We start from the raw sequence: 14,988 nt of genomic DNA on the forward strand, positions 1-14,988 counted from the left end.
ATGGTAATGCCGGGCGACAACATCAAAATGGTTGTTACCCTGATCCACCCGATCGCGATGGACGACGGTCTGCGTTTCGCAATCCGTGAAGGCGGCCGTACCGTTGGCGCGGGCGTTGTTGCTAAAGTTCTGGGCTAATTACACGTTAATTAGTTTTGAATTGAAAAGGGCGCTTCGGCGCCCTTTTTGCATTTGTTGACGGCATATCTTATTCGTACTGTCAGAACGAATAAATTATTCATATTTAAAATATCAATTCAATTTAACATTTTAAATATGAATGTTTCTGTTTTTAAAATGCTTCATTTGTCAGGCTTTTTTCTTATTTTTAATGCCGTAATTTAATTCATATTGAAGGGTTCTCGTAAAACGTAAATAATTCCTGCGTAGGACTTTTGTTTTGCAGTTTTTACGTCACAAGGGATTATAATGAAATTAAATATATTTACTAAATCTATGATTGGTATGGGGCTGGTGTGTTCCGCTCTGCCAGCATTGGCAATGGAAGCATGGAATAACCAACAAGGTGGTAATAAATATCAGGTTATTTTCGATGGCAAAATTTATGAAAATGCCTGGTGGGTTTCTTCTACAAATTGCCCGGGAAAAGCGAAAGTAAATGATGCAACTAACCCGTGGCGTTTAAAGCGTACCGCGACAGCTGCTGAAATTAGTCAGTATGGCAATACACTTTCCTGCGAAAAGAGCGGCAGCTCATCTTCTTCAAATTCAAATACGCCTGCATCCAATACGCCGGCTAATGGCGGTTCGGCTACACCAGCACAGGGCACTGTTCCGTCTAATTCTTCTGTAGTTGCCTGGAATAAACAGCAGGGCGGTCAGACCTGGTATGTCGTCTTTAATGGTGCGGTATATAAGAATGCCTGGTGGGTAGCCTCTTCTAACTGCCCGGGTGATGCGAAAGGCAATGATGCCAGCAACCCATGGCGTTATGTTCGTGCCGCTACGGCAACGGAAATCTCAGAAACCAGTAATCCACAGTCCTGTACTTCAGCACCACAGCCTTCACCGGATGTGAAACCGGCACCGGACGTTAAACCGGCTCCTGATGTTCAGCCAGCCCCAGCTGATAAGTCAAACGACAACTATGCTGTAGTAGCCTGGAAAGGTCAGGAAGGTTCTTCTACATGGTACGTTATCTATAACGGCGGCATTTATAAGAACGCCTGGTGGGTAGGCGCGGCAAATTGCCCAGGCGATGCGAAAGAAAACGATGCCAGTAACCCATGGCGTTATGTTCGCGCGGCAACGGCAACAGAAATCAGCCAGTATGGTAACCCTGGCTCCTGTTCCGTTAAGCCGGATAATAATGGCGGTGCTGTGACTCCGGTTGATCCAACTCCGGAAACACCGGTGACCCCAACTCCGGATAACAGCGAGCCATCAACACCAGCGGATAGCGTTAACGATTACTCATTGCAAGCGTGGAGCGGCCAGGAAGGTAGCGAAATTTACCATGTTATTTTCAATGGTAATGTTTACAAGAACGCCTGGTGGGTTGGGTCTAAAGATTGCCCACGGGGTACCAGCGCTGAAAACTCCAATAACCCATGGCGTCTCGAGCGTACAGCTACCGCTGCGGAATTGAGTCAGTACGGTAACCCGACTACCTGTGAAATTGATAACGGCGGCGTCATTGTTGCGGATGGTTTCCAGGCCAGCAAAGCGTACAGCGCGGACAGCATCGTAGATTATAACGATGCACATTATAAAACTTCTGTCGATCAAGACGCATGGGGCTTTGTCCCGGGCGGCGATAACCCGTGGAAGAAATACGAACCGGCGAAAGCATGGTCCGCATCCACTGTGTACGTGAAAGGTGATCGCGTTGTTGTTGATGGGCAGGCTTATGAAGCGCTGTTCTGGACGCAAAGTGACAACCCTGCTCTGGTGGCGAACCAAAACGCCACCGGTAGCAATAGCCGCCCGTGGAAGCCGTTAGGTAAGGCTCAGAGCTATAGCAACGAAGAGCTGAATAATGCGCCGCAGTTTAATCCAGAAACGCTTTATGCCAGCGATACGCTGATTCGCTTTAACGGTGTGAACTACATTTCTCAGAGTAAAGTGCAGAAAGTTTCTCCTTCTGACAGCAACCCGTGGCGTGTTTTTGTTGACTGGACCGGAACCAAAGAGCGCGTAGGTACGCCGAAGAAAGCGTGGCCGAAACACGTTTATGCACCGTATGTCGACTTTACGCTGAATACGATCCCGGATCTGGCTGCGCTGGCTAAGAATCATAACGTCAACCACTTCACGCTGGCGTTTGTGGTGAGTAAAGATGCGAACACCTGTCTGCCGACATGGGGTACCGCTTACGGTATGCAGAATTACGCTCAGTACAGCAAAATCAAAGCTCTGCGTGAGGCTGGCGGCGATGTGATGCTGTCTATCGGTGGTGCTAACAACGCTCCGCTGGCTGCTTCCTGTAAGAACGTAGACGATCTGATGCAGCATTATTATGACATCGTTGATAACCTGAACCTCAAAGTCCTGGACTTCGATATCGAAGGCACCTGGGTTGCGGATCAGGCATCTATTGAACGTCGTAACCTTGCTGTGAAGAAAGTGCAGGATAAATGGAAGTCAGAAGGCAAAGATATTGCTATCTGGTACACCTTGCCAATTCTGCCGACTGGCCTGACGCCGGAAGGGATGAATGTCCTGAGCGATGCCAAAGCGAAAGGTGTTGAGCTGGCGGGTGTGAACGTGATGACAATGGACTACGGTAACGCGATTTGTCAGTCTGCAAATACCGAAGGCCAGAACATTCACGGTAAGTGTGCAACGTCTGCGATTGCCAACCTGCATTCACAATTGAAAGGCCTCCATCCCAATAAGAGCGATGCAGAAATTGACGCTATGATGGGTACCACGCCGATGGTTGGCGTGAACGACGTTCAGGGCGAGGTGTTCTATCTCTCTGATGCTCGTCTGGTCATGCAGGATGCGCAGAAGCGTAATCTCGGTATGGTTGGTATCTGGTCAATCGCGCGCGACCTGCCGGGCGGCACTAACCTGTCTCCGGAATTCCACGGCCTGACTAAAGAACAGGCACCGAAGTACGCATTTAGCGAAATCTTCGCGCCGTTTACTAAGCAATAAATGTGTTGGCGATACCTTCCAGTATCGCCGCATTTTTTGTCAATGGGCTACTTTTGGTAGCCCATTATTTTTATTCATATTTCTATTCTTTGCTTAAAAAAGAGTCTTTCCGTAATTGAAATAAGAACTATTTTCATTTATTTTTGAAGAAAGTATACGGGAGTCTCTATGTACGTTTGTCTTTGTAATGGTATCAGCGATAAAAAAATTCGTCAGGCTGTGCGCCAGTTTTCCCCTCACTCGTTCCAGCAATTAAAAAAATTTATTCCGGTCGGCAATCAGTGCGGTAAATGTGTCCGGGCCGCGCGTGAAGTGATGGAGGATGAATTAATGCAGCTGCCGGAGTTTAAGGAGTCCGCATAAACGGAGTGTGTTTTTTGACTTACTCGTAAGCCGTTCTACTCTTCAAAGAGTGGAAGCGAAGGAGTCAAAAAATGAAAGGTGATACTAAAGTTATAAATTATCTCAACAAACTGTTGGGAAATGAGCTTGTCGCAATCAATCAGTACTTTCTCCATGCCCGAATGTTTAAAAACTGGGGTCTCAAACGTCTCAATGATGTGGAGTATCATGAATCCATTGATGAGATGAAACACGCCGATCGTTATATTGAGCGCATTCTTTTTCTGGAAGGTCTTCCAAACTTACAGGACCTGGGCAAACTGAACATTGGTGAAGATGTTGAGGAAATGCTGCGTTCTGATCTGGCACTTGAGCTGGATGGCGCGAAGAATTTGCGTGAGGCAATTGGTTATGCCGATAGCGTTCATGATTACGTCAGCCGCGATATGATGATAGAAATTTTGCGTGATGAAGAAGGCCATATCGACTGGCTGGAAACGGAACTTGATCTGATTCAGAAGATGGGCCTGCAAAATTATCTGCAAGCACAGATCCGCGAAGAAGGTTGAGCCGTGTCGGGAGGGAGAACCCTCCCGGTTAATAAGAGATCCAGGCCAGATACCCCAGGTTTATCATGCTGCCGAGCGCAAGCCACGGGCCGAATGCGATAGTGGTTATAGTCCGGCGTTGCAGAAGTTGTGAAACGATGGCGTAACCAATGCCACCCAGCGAGGCAATCAGCAGTATCATTGGCAACGTTTGCCAGCCACACCATGCGCCTGCAGCGGCCAGTAGCTTGAAATCACCGTAGCCCAATCCCTCTTTGTGACAAACTAACCAGACGCCCCAGTAAACACACCACAGCACCCCATAGCCCGCTACCGCGCCGTAAACCGCATCATGTAAATCAATTAATCCATACTGCGCATTAAATACCAAGCCAAGCCAGAGCAGCGGTAAGGTGAGTTTGTCGGGCAGGAGCTGAGTGCGAAAATCAATAACACTGAGCGTGAGTACGAAACAGAAATAGAGAAAGAGTGCGCCAGTCACGATGGGCGTGAAAGGTGCCAGGGCGCAGGCGATAGCAGCAGCAACACAAAGTATCAGGGGCACTGTATCATGCCAGGCATATTTTTTTTGCCTGAAATGAACCAATACCTGGCGAAACGTTAACGCCGTTTTATCCTCCAACGGCGAGAGGTGATAGGCGATGGCATTAACAAAATAACCTGCAATAAAACCAACCAGAATGAAGAGCGGCAGTAGCATTGTCATTATTGTTGCTCCCTGAAGGACAAATGCCTGAGGGTGATCTCTTCGTTTCCGGCAAGAGTAAACTGAAGGTCTTCAATAACAATACCGTATGTTACCTGTGCCGTAGTGAGCCAGCGGGAGACGTTTTCGAGGGGAGCTGTGACAGGATGAATTGTCAGAGTATTGTCCGGGCCGTTTTCCAGCGTGATAGCCAAATTCTCACGTTTTGCTTCCTCGAGAAGGATATTTTTGATGGGCTGCGTAAGCGCAGGATGACCGAGTAAACCATGGGTGCTCGCTTGATCCTGCATCCATTTGATGTCCTTCTTAATTTTTTGCGCGTGGGACTGATGCTCTGCAATGTAGGTATCTATCGGTTTTATCACCCCAAGCCAACAAAAAACGCCGAGCGAGAGAACCGCCAGTGCCGCAACGATCTGTTTTTCCGATGTGGATTTTTCTGCCCACCATGATTTAATCATTTCCCTGAGTTCCTTACTGTCCATACACCACTGACCGGATCTTTTTCTGTTTTTTCCATCGGAAGCCAGGACTGTGTTAACTCACAGAAACGATCGATATTGGCTTCACTCTTAGCACTCATTTTTAAGGTCAGCGACTTTTGCTTCTGGCTATAGTTCGCCTCCATTAACTGCAGTTCAGGGTGTTCCAGCAGAAGTGTTTGTAAATGATAGAGCAACGGCACAGCTTCAGGATATTGCTGAGCGAGTTGCTGCTTAAAGTAAAAACGAAAATTGTGGGTGCGTTTGATCTGCGGGAAATAACGTTGCCAGGTTTCTTGCTGTTGTTGCTGAAGTTGATCTTCAATCTTAAGCGTATGCCAGAGCGCGATGCTCCGGCTGCCAACAAAAGAAAGAATGGCGAGAACGAGACAGCTTACTGCCAGGCGGGCGAGCCATTTTCCCGATTTGCTTACAGTTTTCTGTTTACGAAAAATACCATGCAGCATGTCATAGCGCTGGAATGCAATATCGGCAGAATACAAACTCAGTGATGGTATTTCAGGATGCTGGATAAGTGGATTGGCCGCTGCAACGCCGTGAGGTACTACACCATAACAAAGCATATTCTCAGGCGGAAACTGGGCAGCAAGATGCTGTAACCAGTGTTCATCCAGTTCGTTGAAGGCATGTGCGGCACTGCGAATGAGCCAGCTTGTTTGCTGGTTAACCAGAGTCCAGCTATCTACTTCCCAGGGAAGATAGCAGCCATCTGGCAAAACCCGCGTCACGTTGAGTCCGGCAGTATGTAAACGCTCAAGATAGCGACCGAGTTTCTCCGACTGAATGCCTATCACCTCGACACTTTCGTTTTGTTTATCGACAACCGTCCAGTGCCAGTCCTGGGTGTTGTCGGGTAACGTCTCCTCTGCCAGCCATTGTAATGTTTGTGCGGTGAGTTTGTATTTGGCGTTGGGCAGCGTGAGGGAACGATATAAAAGGCCCTCTGGTGGGATCAAAAGATGAACATTTCCGGCACCGGGCTGATCGGCCAGCGACTCCAGCGGAAGATCGTCCGTGAGCGTATGTACCGAAGATACGCTATCTGCGGAGAACGTCATCCATTCCCAATGCTTACGCAGCGTCGAGGAAGAACGTATGACCATCAACGATTCAGGCATCACGATCCTTATGATTAGTAGAGTTGCAGCGTACGCCGATAGATTTGGGCGCTCTGCTGTTTACGGTTGAAGAAAATATGGCTTTTCCATCCCTGGGATTGTTCGTCGCTGATACTTTCCGTACTCAGCGTAAAATAGCGGCTATAGGGAAAGAGATGCCCTTTCACCTGAGCAACCAGAGGCTTCACGCCGGAGAAATCCTGCTGCGCCCAGTAAAGAAATGCATCCGTGGTTAGCCAGCCTTCCCTCGGCCTTTTTTGCAATAAGACCCGAGCGTCAGCATCCGTGATGTTATTGAGGAATAACGCTCTGAAGATCGGAATATCGTTCTCCGTTAGCATATTAAGATTGATGCTAAGTTCCGTGGTCGGGAGAACGCAGACATACGGGATAAGCCGCTGATAGATGTTTTCGGTTATGCCTTTTATCTGACGTAATTCGCCAGTCAGAAAAAGCATCTGATTGGCACTATGCCGGGGCGGCGTCTGGCTTTGGTAAAAGTTATCTTCTGCGCCGTGAAAGCGTGGTGAGTCATCGACATCAATATAGTCAGCGATTGATTGCACGATCTCATCGGTGTTTCCGCGATCGATACCGGCGTTAATCAGCAGCGCACTGAATACCTGGGCGGGGAAATCAGGGGAAGCCAGCGGGTCGTCAGAGATTTTTGCTAACGCATTGAGATTAAAACAGTGCTGGGCATCGCGTAACTGCCACTTCACTGTATTGCCATCTTCCAGCTGCAACTGTTGTGGCTGTGCCCAGTACTGCTGCAACGTGGTCTGTCTGTCGTTATCTTTAACGTCCTGGGTGAGGCTGGCAAGCGCAAGTTTCTCCGCCAGTTCAATATCATATTGCCGTTGCAGATGATGGTTTACCTGGCGGGTTCGCTGAAGCTGGCTGTGAAAACTGAGCGTCATGTCTGCTGCCAGAGCAGCCATGAGCGCCAGTAACATGAGTACAATGAGCAGCGCGACGCCGCGTTGTTCATTATTCATGGTTATTATTCCCGGCCTGCGTCTGAGCTGGCGACTCTTCTCTCGCTAACTGCTCAGGTAATGCAAAACGGCGCTGTAACGCCCCATATTGCTGAGTCTGCAGATGTAACGTGACTGAGAGAGGAAGTTCCTGGCTTTCCCCGCTGTTACTTTCCAGAAGAAAGCTCTCGACATGTTCCAGCATCGCCTGGGCGGGTTGATCCTTCCTGCCATCCACAGAAGTACGAACAGCACGGTAGAGCGTATGATTTCGCAGATACCAGTGAACAGTGAGTAAGGTTTGTGCTTCACTGAGAGGAGCCAGCGGATCGCGACTTTGCGTGGTAAAAATAGCTTCTTCACCCAACACCATGATTTTGTCCGTACTCCGATTCCTCCGGGCGACCAGTTGCAGGAGATCGTTATCAAGAATGGTGATGGTGCGCTGTAGCTGATTGAACTGCTGGATTTCTTTCTGTGAGCGTTGATGCAACTCGGAAGCTTGCGAAAAAATCATAAACGCCAGCACGCTAAGCATTGAGAAAATCGCCAGCGCCGCCATGACCTCCAGCAATGTGAAACCCTGCTGGCGATTAATCATCTTGTGCCTGCCCGGATTTATTATCGATGCTTTGATAACGCGTAAGCGAGGTTGTCTGACCGCTGGGTAATGTCACTGTTATGGTGCGTTCCAGAAGCGTGCCGTCTTTGCTTGAGTGGATATCGCTGCGCCAGTTCCACTCTTCGCCATTTATTAACTCTTTGCCAGAACTGGACGTGTTTTCCTCGCCGAATGAATCTTGTGACTGAAGCTGGTTATCCGCTATCCACAATGCCAGCGTCTCGTTACGCATTCGCTCGATGGCATTTCGTTGCCCTTGCATACTGCTCATTAAAGTCAGAGCAACAGCGGTGAAAATACTCATCGCCAGTAAGACTTCAAGCAGTGTCATCCCTGATTGTTTGTTCATGGGCGGGTATCTCTGGCGAGCGTTTGATCCAGTGGCCATGAGCCTGAACAGACTAACGTCAGGAGCGGCTCACCGGTCCCGGCGTTAGCCATCAACAAATAGAAGGGCGTGATTTGTCCGTCGGCCAGAATCACCACCTGTGGCTGGTTGCTGTCATCAGGTTTAAATGGCTGAAGATGAATTGAGAGTTCTTCATCCCAGTCATTTTGGCTCTCGTCTGCGGCATCTTCTTGTAATGGAACCCAGCGCCAGGCTGATGGTGTTTTGCCCGGTACCATAATGCGCCATGCTGAATCAGAGAAATGGATACCGACAGGCTGACCACTGAGCGTGGCGCGGTCGATGGCTAATTCAAGTGCAGCGGTAAACCGCGCCGCTGTTTCGCGCGCACGAGTGTTGGCGACATCCTCCCGACCATATGTGAAGAGCACCACACTTGCCGTGATAGCGACCAGCGCCAGCACCAGCATCATCTCCAGCAGGGTAAACCCGCGTTGCTGATTCATCGCTGACTTACTTTTTCTTCTTGCTCAAACCCCAGTTGGTGATGTCGTCCTCGGTTCCCATTTCACCATCGGGCCCTGCTGAAAGCAGATCGTATGCACCATGTTCACCAGGATTAACGAGGACATAATCATTGCCCCAGGGATCGGCAGGCAGACGCTTGATATAACCTTCCTTGTTATAGTTTGCGGCCAGCGGTGGCAGTGTCGGCGCTTCTACTAAGGATTCAAGCCCCTGATTTGTGGTTGGATAGCGATGATTGTCGAGCTTGTACATATCCAGGGCGTTTTCCAGCGCCACAATATCGCTGACGGCTTTTTGCTTATCCGCCTTTTCTTTATTGCCCATCAGGTTGGGAACCACCAGGCTGGCAAGTACGCCGATAATGACGATCACCACCATAATTTCCAGTAATGTAAAACCGCGTTGCTTATCCGTTGCGCGCATATGCTTTCCTTAATTAATCATTGAGTTAAGTTGAAGAAGAGGTTGGAGTACCGAAACGACAATAAACAGGACGATCAGTGCCATCGTAATAATGAGCGCTGGCTCGAAGATGGAGAGCGTTAAGGCGATCCGATTTTGTTGGAGTGTCTCCTGGTTATCTGCGGCTCTGACCATTAACGTGCCGAGCTGCCCGCTTTTTTCGCCAGAGGCCACCATGTAGAGCATCATCGGCGGGAAAATTGCGGTTTGTTCCAGCGAAAGATGAATGCTGTTACCCTGGCGGACGTTCTCTGCTGCATTTGCCAGACGCTGGCGAATTTCGAGGTTGTTGAGGCTTTCGGTGGACAAATTCATCCCATCCAGCAGAGGGACGCCGCTGGATTGCAAAATACTTAAGGTACGGAGATAACGTGCGCTGTTGATGGCGCAAATCAGCGGGCCGATGAGCGCAACGCGCAGCAACATGGCATGAAAACGGTGGCGGTTATTGCCGCGTTTTAACCAGAGCCAGAAACCTACAGCGACAATAAACACCGTCGCTAATAATGTCGGGCCGGTACGTTGCAACGTGTCGCTCAGACCTAAAAGAATGCGTGTACTCAGCGGCAGTTGCTGCTTCATATGCACGAACTGTTCGGTAATTTTGGGCACGACAGCAGTGAGGAGAATAATCACGACCCCAATCGCCACCGTAGTGAGCATACAGGGGTAGATCAGTGACTGAATGAGCTTGCTGCGGATTTTCTGCCGGTTTTCATTGTAATCAGCCAGCTTTTCCAACACCGGGGCCAGCAGCCCGCTCTTTTCGCCCGCTTTTACCAGGGTACGATAGAGCGAATCGAAAAGCGTGGGAAAATGCTGTAATGCATCGGAAAGGGGATGCCCTTCAAGGATGGCGCTGCGTACCTGATTTAACACGTCACCCAGTCGTTTATTACTGCTTTGTTGACCGATTACGGCAAGGCTCTCTTCCAGGGGTAATGCCGCTGCGCTTAAGGTTGCCAACTGCCGGGTGAAAAGCGTCAGTTCACTATGGCTGATCCTCGGGCGACGTGTTTTTACTCCCGAACTTTTTTGGGGGCGAATATCCAGCAGGAAAAGCCCTTCTTCACGCAGCCGCAGTCGTGCCTGACGTTCATCGTTAGCATCAATGATCCCTTGCAATTTTTGACCATCCTGGGTCATGGCGCGATAGCGATAATTCATGCTTCGCTCTCCAGCGTGGCACTGGCGACGCGCATAACCTCATCCCAGGAGGTGTCACCGCTTATCACTTTTTGCAGGCCATTTTTGATTAAGGCCTTGTGTTGTTGCCGGACTAGTCGCTCCAGTGCTTGTTCATCCACATTTTCATGAATAGCGGCCCGTAATTCCGGCGTCACCACCATCATTTCGTGGATCGCCATGCGCCCCTGATAGCCGGATTGATGGCAATGAGGGCAGCCTACGGGAGTGCCAATTGTTGTCACCGCGAGCTGATGATATTTAAACATCTGCGCTTGTTGGGGTGATACGGGCGTGAATTGTCGGCATTGCGGACACAGGCGACGAACCAGACGTTGCGCGATAATCCCTGCCAGGGAAGACGAAAGCAGGAATGATTCGACGCCCATGTCGCGGAGCCGGGTCACTGCGCCTGATGCACTGTTAGTGTGGAGTGTTGAGAGTACCAGATGGCCGGTGAGCGAGGCCTGAACCGCAATCTGCGCGGTTTCTGTATCACGAATTTCCCCCACCATGACGACATCCGGGTCCTGGCGAAGTATGGCGCGCAGGCCGCGAGCGAAAGACATATCCACACGGGTATTCACCTGCGTTTGCCCAATGCCTTCCAGCTCATATTCCACGGGATCTTCTACCGTCAGAATATTGCGGCCGGGAGTATTCAGCGCCGAAAGGATGGCGTAGAGCGTGGTGCTTTTACCGGAGCCTGTCGGCCCTGTCACCAGGATAATACCGTGCGGAAGCTGAATGAGATTTTCTAAATCCTGCTTATCCGCTGCCGTCATCCCCAGGTTGTTCAATGAAAGCTGGAGGCTGTTTTTATCCAGCAGGCGGAGTACGGCGCGTTCACCATAGATGGACGGCAGTGTGGATACGCGGACATCTATGTTACGTCGCCCGATACGCAAACTAATTCTTCCATCCTGTGGAATACGTTTTTCGGCGATATCAAGACGAGCCATGACCTTAATTCGGGAGATAAGCAGTGCCGCCAGTTTTTTGTTTGGCTGTAAAATTGTCCGCAAAACGCCGTCGATGCGAAAACGGATCGACATTGTTTTTTCATAGGTTTCAATGTGGATATCAGAGGCGGTTTCTTTGATGGCCTCACTCAAAATCGCATTGATCAAGCGGATAACCGGTGCCGCTGAATCTTCATTCAGGAGATCTTCATTTGCGGGCATCTCTTCCGAAAGCGAGAGAAGATCGACGGATTGATCGATATCCTGCGCAATCTGTTGCGACTCACCGGTATTCTGATGGAATACCGCTTCCAGCCGAGCTTCAAAATCAGCCTGTGACAAGCTGGTCATGGTCTGGCACTGGCCAACCTGACGTTGAATATCGAGTAACCGCTCGAATGGCGTATCGGCGAGATAAATAATCTCGCCCTCTGAATAGAGATAACCAATTCGTTGTGCCAGCGCCCAACTGGCGGGGTACGGTGAGTGAATTCTCATATGAATGCCTCACCGTGACGATGGCGCAGGGGCGTGACTGTTGAACGTGTTTTCATCCAGCACCGGCAAATCTTCCGAGCCAACCAGCGCTTTTGATTTCCCGTCGATCCGCTGTTGTTGCTCCTGACGGTAACGGGTGTATTTCTCTTTTGACAGTGAGCGATAAACATCATCGTCACGGATAATCGTCGGACGGATAAATACCATCAGGTTGCGTTTAGCGCGCTCGGTGGAGGTATAGCGGAAGAGTTGCCCCACTAAAGGAATATCGCCAAGCAGAGGAACCTTTGACACTTGCTCTTTAGAAAAATCATCCAGCAATCCGCCCAGGACCACCGTTTCACCGGTTTTGACCAGCACGGCGTTTTGAATAGTACGGGTATTAAACGTCGGGCCGAGCGTCGAGTTAGAGGAAGAGTCAACGCTGGAGACTTCCTGCTCTATTTCGAGCAACACCGCGTCGCCTTCATTGACCTGCGGAGTAACTTTGAGTTTTGTCCCCACCGTTTTGCGTTCGACGGTATTAAAGACGTTATCCCCTGAAGTGGTCTGTGACCCGGATAGCACCGGCACATCCTGCCCCACGTTGAAGGACGCGAGTTTATTATCCAGCGTTACGATGCTTGGGGTGGCGAGGATGTCATTTTTATTGTTACTGGCCAGCGCGGTAAGCAGTACTCCCCAGTCGCCATTGAAGAAGCCTGCGGCCATGCCATTGTAGGCGCTAAACATATCCCAGGCAGGATTCGCGCTGGTGATCCCACCATTCTTTTTATAATCAGCCACACCTTGCGCAGCGTTAAAAATCGGTAATCCGGTATTGGTAAATTGCTGTGCGCCAACGTTTTTATTCGCCCATTGCACGCCGAGGTTTAGTCCATTTCCATCCTGAACTTCAACGATGATTGCCTCAACCAGCACCTGTGCACGGCGAATGTCCAGACGCGCAATTACCGTGGCGAGTTTTTCCTGGACGGACTGGTCAGCGGTAATGACCAGAGAGTTAGTCTGTTCATCGGCGGTAATGGCGACGTTATCCATCGCGCCAGAAGAGGAGGGCTTACGCGCATTCCCTTTTTCATCTTTCAGCTTTTCGGAAACACCGGTTAGCACTTCCACCAGATTCGTGGCTTTAGTATATTTCAGGTAATAAACCCGGGTATTTCCTTCCTCGCTCTCTTCGACATCAAGGCTTTTCAGTAATGAAGTGATGCGCTGGCGTGCTTTTTCCGGTCCACTGATGATAAGAGAGTTGGTTCGCTTATCCGCCACAATCTTCGCGGAGAGGAGGGCTGGCATCTGGCTTTTACCGTGGCTTTCGCTGATTAATTGATTAAGAATCTCGGCGAGATCTTCCGCTGACGCATATTCCAGATGAATAATTTGCTGCTTCTCTGTGCCGATGACATCAACGCGCTTTATGACTTCAATCAGTTTATTAATGGTGGAGGCACGACCGGTCAGAATAAGAACGTTGGAGGGTTCATAATGCACAACATTACCGACGCTACCCGCATCCATCATCTGGCGGAGCAGGGGGGCCAGGTCACGAGCAGGAACGTTCTCAAGCGGTACAATTCGGGTGACCAACTCATCACCTACGCCTGGACGAGAACTGTCAGCAATCATCCCTGGCGATGTTTTTACATTAGCTGAGCGAACCACTTTCAGAAAACCATTGTCCAGCGTGATCACGGAATAACCGTAAAGATCAAGAATACTTAAAAAGAACTGGTAGTACTCCTGTTGGCTAAACGTATCATTACTGCGTACGGAAATGGTTCCCTGTACCGAAGGGTCGATCAGGATCGTTTTGCCAAGATGCTGACCCACTATTTCCACGAACTGGCGGATATCGGCGTTATTGAAGTTCGCGCCGTATTGTTCGTTCTCAGCGTGTCCTGCACAAGGCATGAGTAGTGCTGCCAGCAAGCAGCAGGTGATTTTATTGAGTCCTTTCATGACGCAGTCCATTCATTCCTGTAAGTTCCCCGACGGAAACATTTATCAAGCGGGGTACGCCGTTGCGACGAATTGTAAACTGAGCACTTTGTTGAGTTAGCAGTAAACTTAATGCCTGTGAAACCTCATCAGGGTGGGTCAGCGAAAGATTATTGATCCTGAGGGCGATATCCCCTGGTTGTAGCAAGCTGGTGGTAAATGCATTGAGGCCCTTACGAGGGTTCAATCGAAGCCCGTATATCTGTTCTCCATCACGTATAGGCGTGGCGATAATATAATCAGCGAGTACATTTTGACTTTCTGAATCAGGCTGCTTGATGATGTCAGGTAGCCCTGGATGGAGAGTTACTTTTTCGTAATGCCCGTGAGTTTCAAACACAACGCTGGTTTTATTTATTTTTCTAATAAACGTTCCCGGCGCTGACTCAAGGGCTTCGTTGAGGGAGTATCGCTTTTGTTCGCTCCCCTCATTAATTAAGACAAAAGAAGTCTCATCATTCGATGTGAGTACAATGCCATTAAGCGCTATAGAGAGCTTAGGTGTTTCCTGATTAACTGCCACGGGATTTGCATCTTTTACCCCAGCATGATTTTCGTTACGCCATAAAGCGGCAAGGCTGAAATCAGACTGAAATGCGTTTGTTGGTTGATTAATGATCTGTCCATTTTTAACTATAGTTGTATGGAAATAATTCACATTAAAAATAATCGACCCTATGCTTATAAATATAATCAATATATTGATGGCAGCATCTTTATTATGATTCGCCAGATGGAAGGGGAAACGTAGTGTGGGCACGATGTATGTTCTAATAAAATAGATTGGGTGGGTTGTATATTGACGTTAGTATAAATAGTATTAATGCCGCTTGCATGAATCAAGTAAAATTTATTTATATTAGTAATATGGGTAATGACTCCAACTTACTGATAGTGTTTTATGTTCAGATAATGCCCGATGATCTTGTCATGCAGCTCCACCGATTTTGAGAACGACAGTGACTTCCGTCCCAGCCTTGCCAGATGTTGTCTCAGATTCAGATTATGTCGCTCAATGCGCTGAGTGTAACGCTTGCTGATAA

General features: G+C 49.1%; 16 protein-coding genes and 1 pseudogene. 4 read left to right on the forward strand and 13 right to left on the reverse strand.

What is annotated here, in order from left to right:
* The 4 genes and pseudogenes from tuf to bfr form a co-directional block, all read left to right on the forward strand.
* A pseudogene (tuf, locus tag K0778_RS22835) lies at positions 1–138 on the forward strand (elongation factor Tu); the annotation flags it as partial.
* A gap of 291 nt (positions 139–429) precedes the next feature.
* A complete protein-coding gene (gene chiA, locus K0778_RS22840) occupies positions 430–3,123 on the forward strand; it encodes a bifunctional chitinase/lysozyme (protein WP_020239449.1) in 2,694 nt (897 codons plus the stop codon).
* A gap of 168 nt (positions 3,124–3,291) precedes the next feature.
* Complete coding sequence (bfd, locus tag K0778_RS22845; protein WP_000289085.1) at positions 3,292–3,486, forward strand: bacterioferritin-associated ferredoxin; 195 nt, start codon at positions 3,292–3,294, stop codon at positions 3,484–3,486.
* A 71-nt stretch (positions 3,487–3,557) separates the two neighbouring features.
* The gene (gene bfr / locus K0778_RS22850; protein ID WP_000675504.1) at positions 3,558–4,034 is read left to right on the forward strand and encodes a bacterioferritin; all 477 of its coding nucleotides are present in this window, start codon (positions 3,558–3,560) and stop codon (positions 4,032–4,034) included.
* 28 nt (positions 4,035–4,062) lie between these two features.
* Here bfr and gspO read toward each other — a convergent pair whose 3' ends face one another.
* The 13 genes from gspO to K0778_RS22915 form a co-directional block, all read right to left on the reverse strand.
* Positions 4,063–4,740 carry a prepilin peptidase GspO gene (gene gspO, locus K0778_RS22855; protein WP_000178161.1) on the reverse strand — a complete coding sequence of 226 codons (678 nt, stop codon included), beginning with the start codon at positions 4,738–4,740 and terminating at the stop codon, positions 4,063–4,065.
* Positions 4,740–5,201, reverse strand: a complete 462-nt coding sequence (gspM, locus tag K0778_RS22860) for a type II secretion system protein GspM (protein ID WP_001295161.1) — start codon at positions 5,199–5,201, stop codon at positions 4,740–4,742. The genes gspO and gspM overlap by 1 nt, the downstream gene beginning before the upstream one ends.
* The gene (gene gspL, locus K0778_RS22865) at positions 5,198–6,361 is read right to left on the reverse strand and encodes a type II secretion system protein GspL (protein WP_001618895.1); all 1,164 of its coding nucleotides are present in this window, start codon (positions 6,359–6,361) and stop codon (positions 5,198–5,200) included. The genes gspM and gspL overlap by 4 nt, the downstream gene beginning before the upstream one ends.
* 14 nt (positions 6,362–6,375) lie before the next feature.
* Complete coding sequence (gene gspK / locus K0778_RS22870; protein WP_063084446.1) at positions 6,376–7,359, reverse strand: type II secretion system minor pseudopilin GspK; 984 nt, start codon at positions 7,357–7,359, stop codon at positions 6,376–6,378.
* Positions 7,352–7,939 (reverse strand): type II secretion system minor pseudopilin GspJ, encoded by a 588-nt coding sequence (gspJ, locus tag K0778_RS22875; protein ID WP_000610633.1) that lies wholly within the window; start codon positions 7,937–7,939, stop codon positions 7,352–7,354. The genes gspK and gspJ overlap by 8 nt, the downstream gene beginning before the upstream one ends.
* Positions 7,932–8,309, reverse strand: a complete 378-nt coding sequence (gene gspI, locus K0778_RS22880; protein ID WP_001041743.1) for a type II secretion system minor pseudopilin GspI — start codon at positions 8,307–8,309, stop codon at positions 7,932–7,934. The genes gspJ and gspI overlap by 8 nt, the downstream gene beginning before the upstream one ends.
* Entirely contained in the window at positions 8,306–8,815 is a 510-nt protein-coding gene (gene gspH / locus K0778_RS22885) for a type II secretion system minor pseudopilin GspH (protein WP_001618891.1), read from the reverse strand. The genes gspI and gspH overlap by 4 nt, the downstream gene beginning before the upstream one ends.
* Before the next feature lie 7 nt (positions 8,816–8,822).
* Positions 8,823–9,260, reverse strand: coding sequence for a type II secretion system major pseudopilin GspG (gspG, locus tag K0778_RS22890; RefSeq protein ID WP_001202877.1), 438 nt, complete (start codon positions 9,258–9,260; stop codon positions 8,823–8,825).
* Positions 9,261–9,269: 9 nt separating this feature from the next.
* Entirely contained in the window at positions 9,270–10,466 is a 1,197-nt protein-coding gene (gene gspF, locus K0778_RS22895) for a type II secretion system inner membrane protein GspF (protein WP_001109573.1), read from the reverse strand.
* Positions 10,463–11,944 (reverse strand): type II secretion system ATPase GspE, encoded by a 1,482-nt coding sequence (gspE, locus tag K0778_RS22900; protein WP_001219894.1) that lies wholly within the window; start codon positions 11,942–11,944, stop codon positions 10,463–10,465. Before gspE ends, gspF begins: the two co-directional genes overlap by 4 nt.
* Positions 11,945–11,953: 9 nt before the next feature.
* The gene (gspD, locus tag K0778_RS22905) at positions 11,954–13,906 is read right to left on the reverse strand and encodes a type II secretion system secretin GspD (RefSeq protein ID WP_001618889.1); all 1,953 of its coding nucleotides are present in this window, start codon (positions 13,904–13,906) and stop codon (positions 11,954–11,956) included.
* A complete protein-coding gene (gene gspC / locus K0778_RS22910; protein WP_001142708.1) occupies positions 13,890–14,705 on the reverse strand; it encodes a type II secretion system protein GspC in 816 nt (271 codons plus the stop codon). The genes gspD and gspC overlap by 17 nt, the downstream gene beginning before the upstream one ends.
* 125 nt (positions 14,706–14,830) lie before the next feature.
* Positions 14,831–14,988: IS1 family transposase (locus K0778_RS22915; RefSeq protein ID WP_213131679.1), on the reverse strand; the 158-nt coding region annotated here is incomplete at its 5' end.

Origin of the sequence: Escherichia sp. XD33, assembly GCF_019375075.1 — a bacterium.
GTDB lineage: Bacteria > Pseudomonadota > Gammaproteobacteria > Enterobacterales > Enterobacteriaceae > Enterobacter > Enterobacter flexneri_A.

What these genes read in the sequence shown, in the direction of transcription:
- chiA (WP_020239449.1), top strand. Translation starts at nt 430, where the DNA reads ATGAAATTAAATATATTTACTAAATCTATGATTGGTATGGGGCTGGTG.
- gspJ (WP_000610633.1), bottom strand. Translation starts at nt 7,939, where the DNA reads ATGATTAATCGCCAGCAGGGTTTCACATTGCTGGAGGTCATGGCGGCG.
- gspO (WP_000178161.1), bottom strand. Translation starts at nt 4,740, where the DNA reads ATGACAATGCTACTGCCGCTCTTCATTCTGGTTGGTTTTATTGCAGGT.
- gspI (WP_001041743.1), bottom strand. Translation starts at nt 8,309, where the DNA reads ATGAACAAACAATCAGGGATGACACTGCTTGAAGTCTTACTGGCGATG.
- gspF (WP_001109573.1), bottom strand. Translation starts at nt 10,466, where the DNA reads ATGAATTATCGCTATCGCGCCATGACCCAGGATGGTCAAAAATTGCAA.
- gspG (WP_001202877.1), bottom strand. Translation starts at nt 9,260, where the DNA reads ATGCGCGCAACGGATAAGCAACGCGGTTTTACATTACTGGAAATTATG.
- gspD (WP_001618889.1), bottom strand. Translation starts at nt 13,906, where the DNA reads ATGAAAGGACTCAATAAAATCACCTGCTGCTTGCTGGCAGCACTACTC.
- gspM (WP_001295161.1), bottom strand. Translation starts at nt 5,201, where the DNA reads ATGATTAAATCATGGTGGGCAGAAAAATCCACATCGGAAAAACAGATC.
- gspL (WP_001618895.1), bottom strand. Translation starts at nt 6,361, where the DNA reads ATGCCTGAATCGTTGATGGTCATACGTTCTTCCTCGACGCTGCGTAAG.
- gspE (WP_001219894.1), bottom strand. Translation starts at nt 11,944, where the DNA reads ATGAGAATTCACTCACCGTACCCCGCCAGTTGGGCGCTGGCACAACGA.
- bfr (WP_000675504.1), top strand. Translation starts at nt 3,558, where the DNA reads ATGAAAGGTGATACTAAAGTTATAAATTATCTCAACAAACTGTTGGGA.
- bfd (WP_000289085.1), top strand. Translation starts at nt 3,292, where the DNA reads ATGTACGTTTGTCTTTGTAATGGTATCAGCGATAAAAAAATTCGTCAG.
- gspH (WP_001618891.1), bottom strand. Translation starts at nt 8,815, where the DNA reads ATGAATCAGCAACGCGGGTTTACCCTGCTGGAGATGATGCTGGTGCTG.
- gspK (WP_063084446.1), bottom strand. Translation starts at nt 7,359, where the DNA reads ATGAATAATGAACAACGCGGCGTCGCGCTGCTCATTGTACTCATGTTA.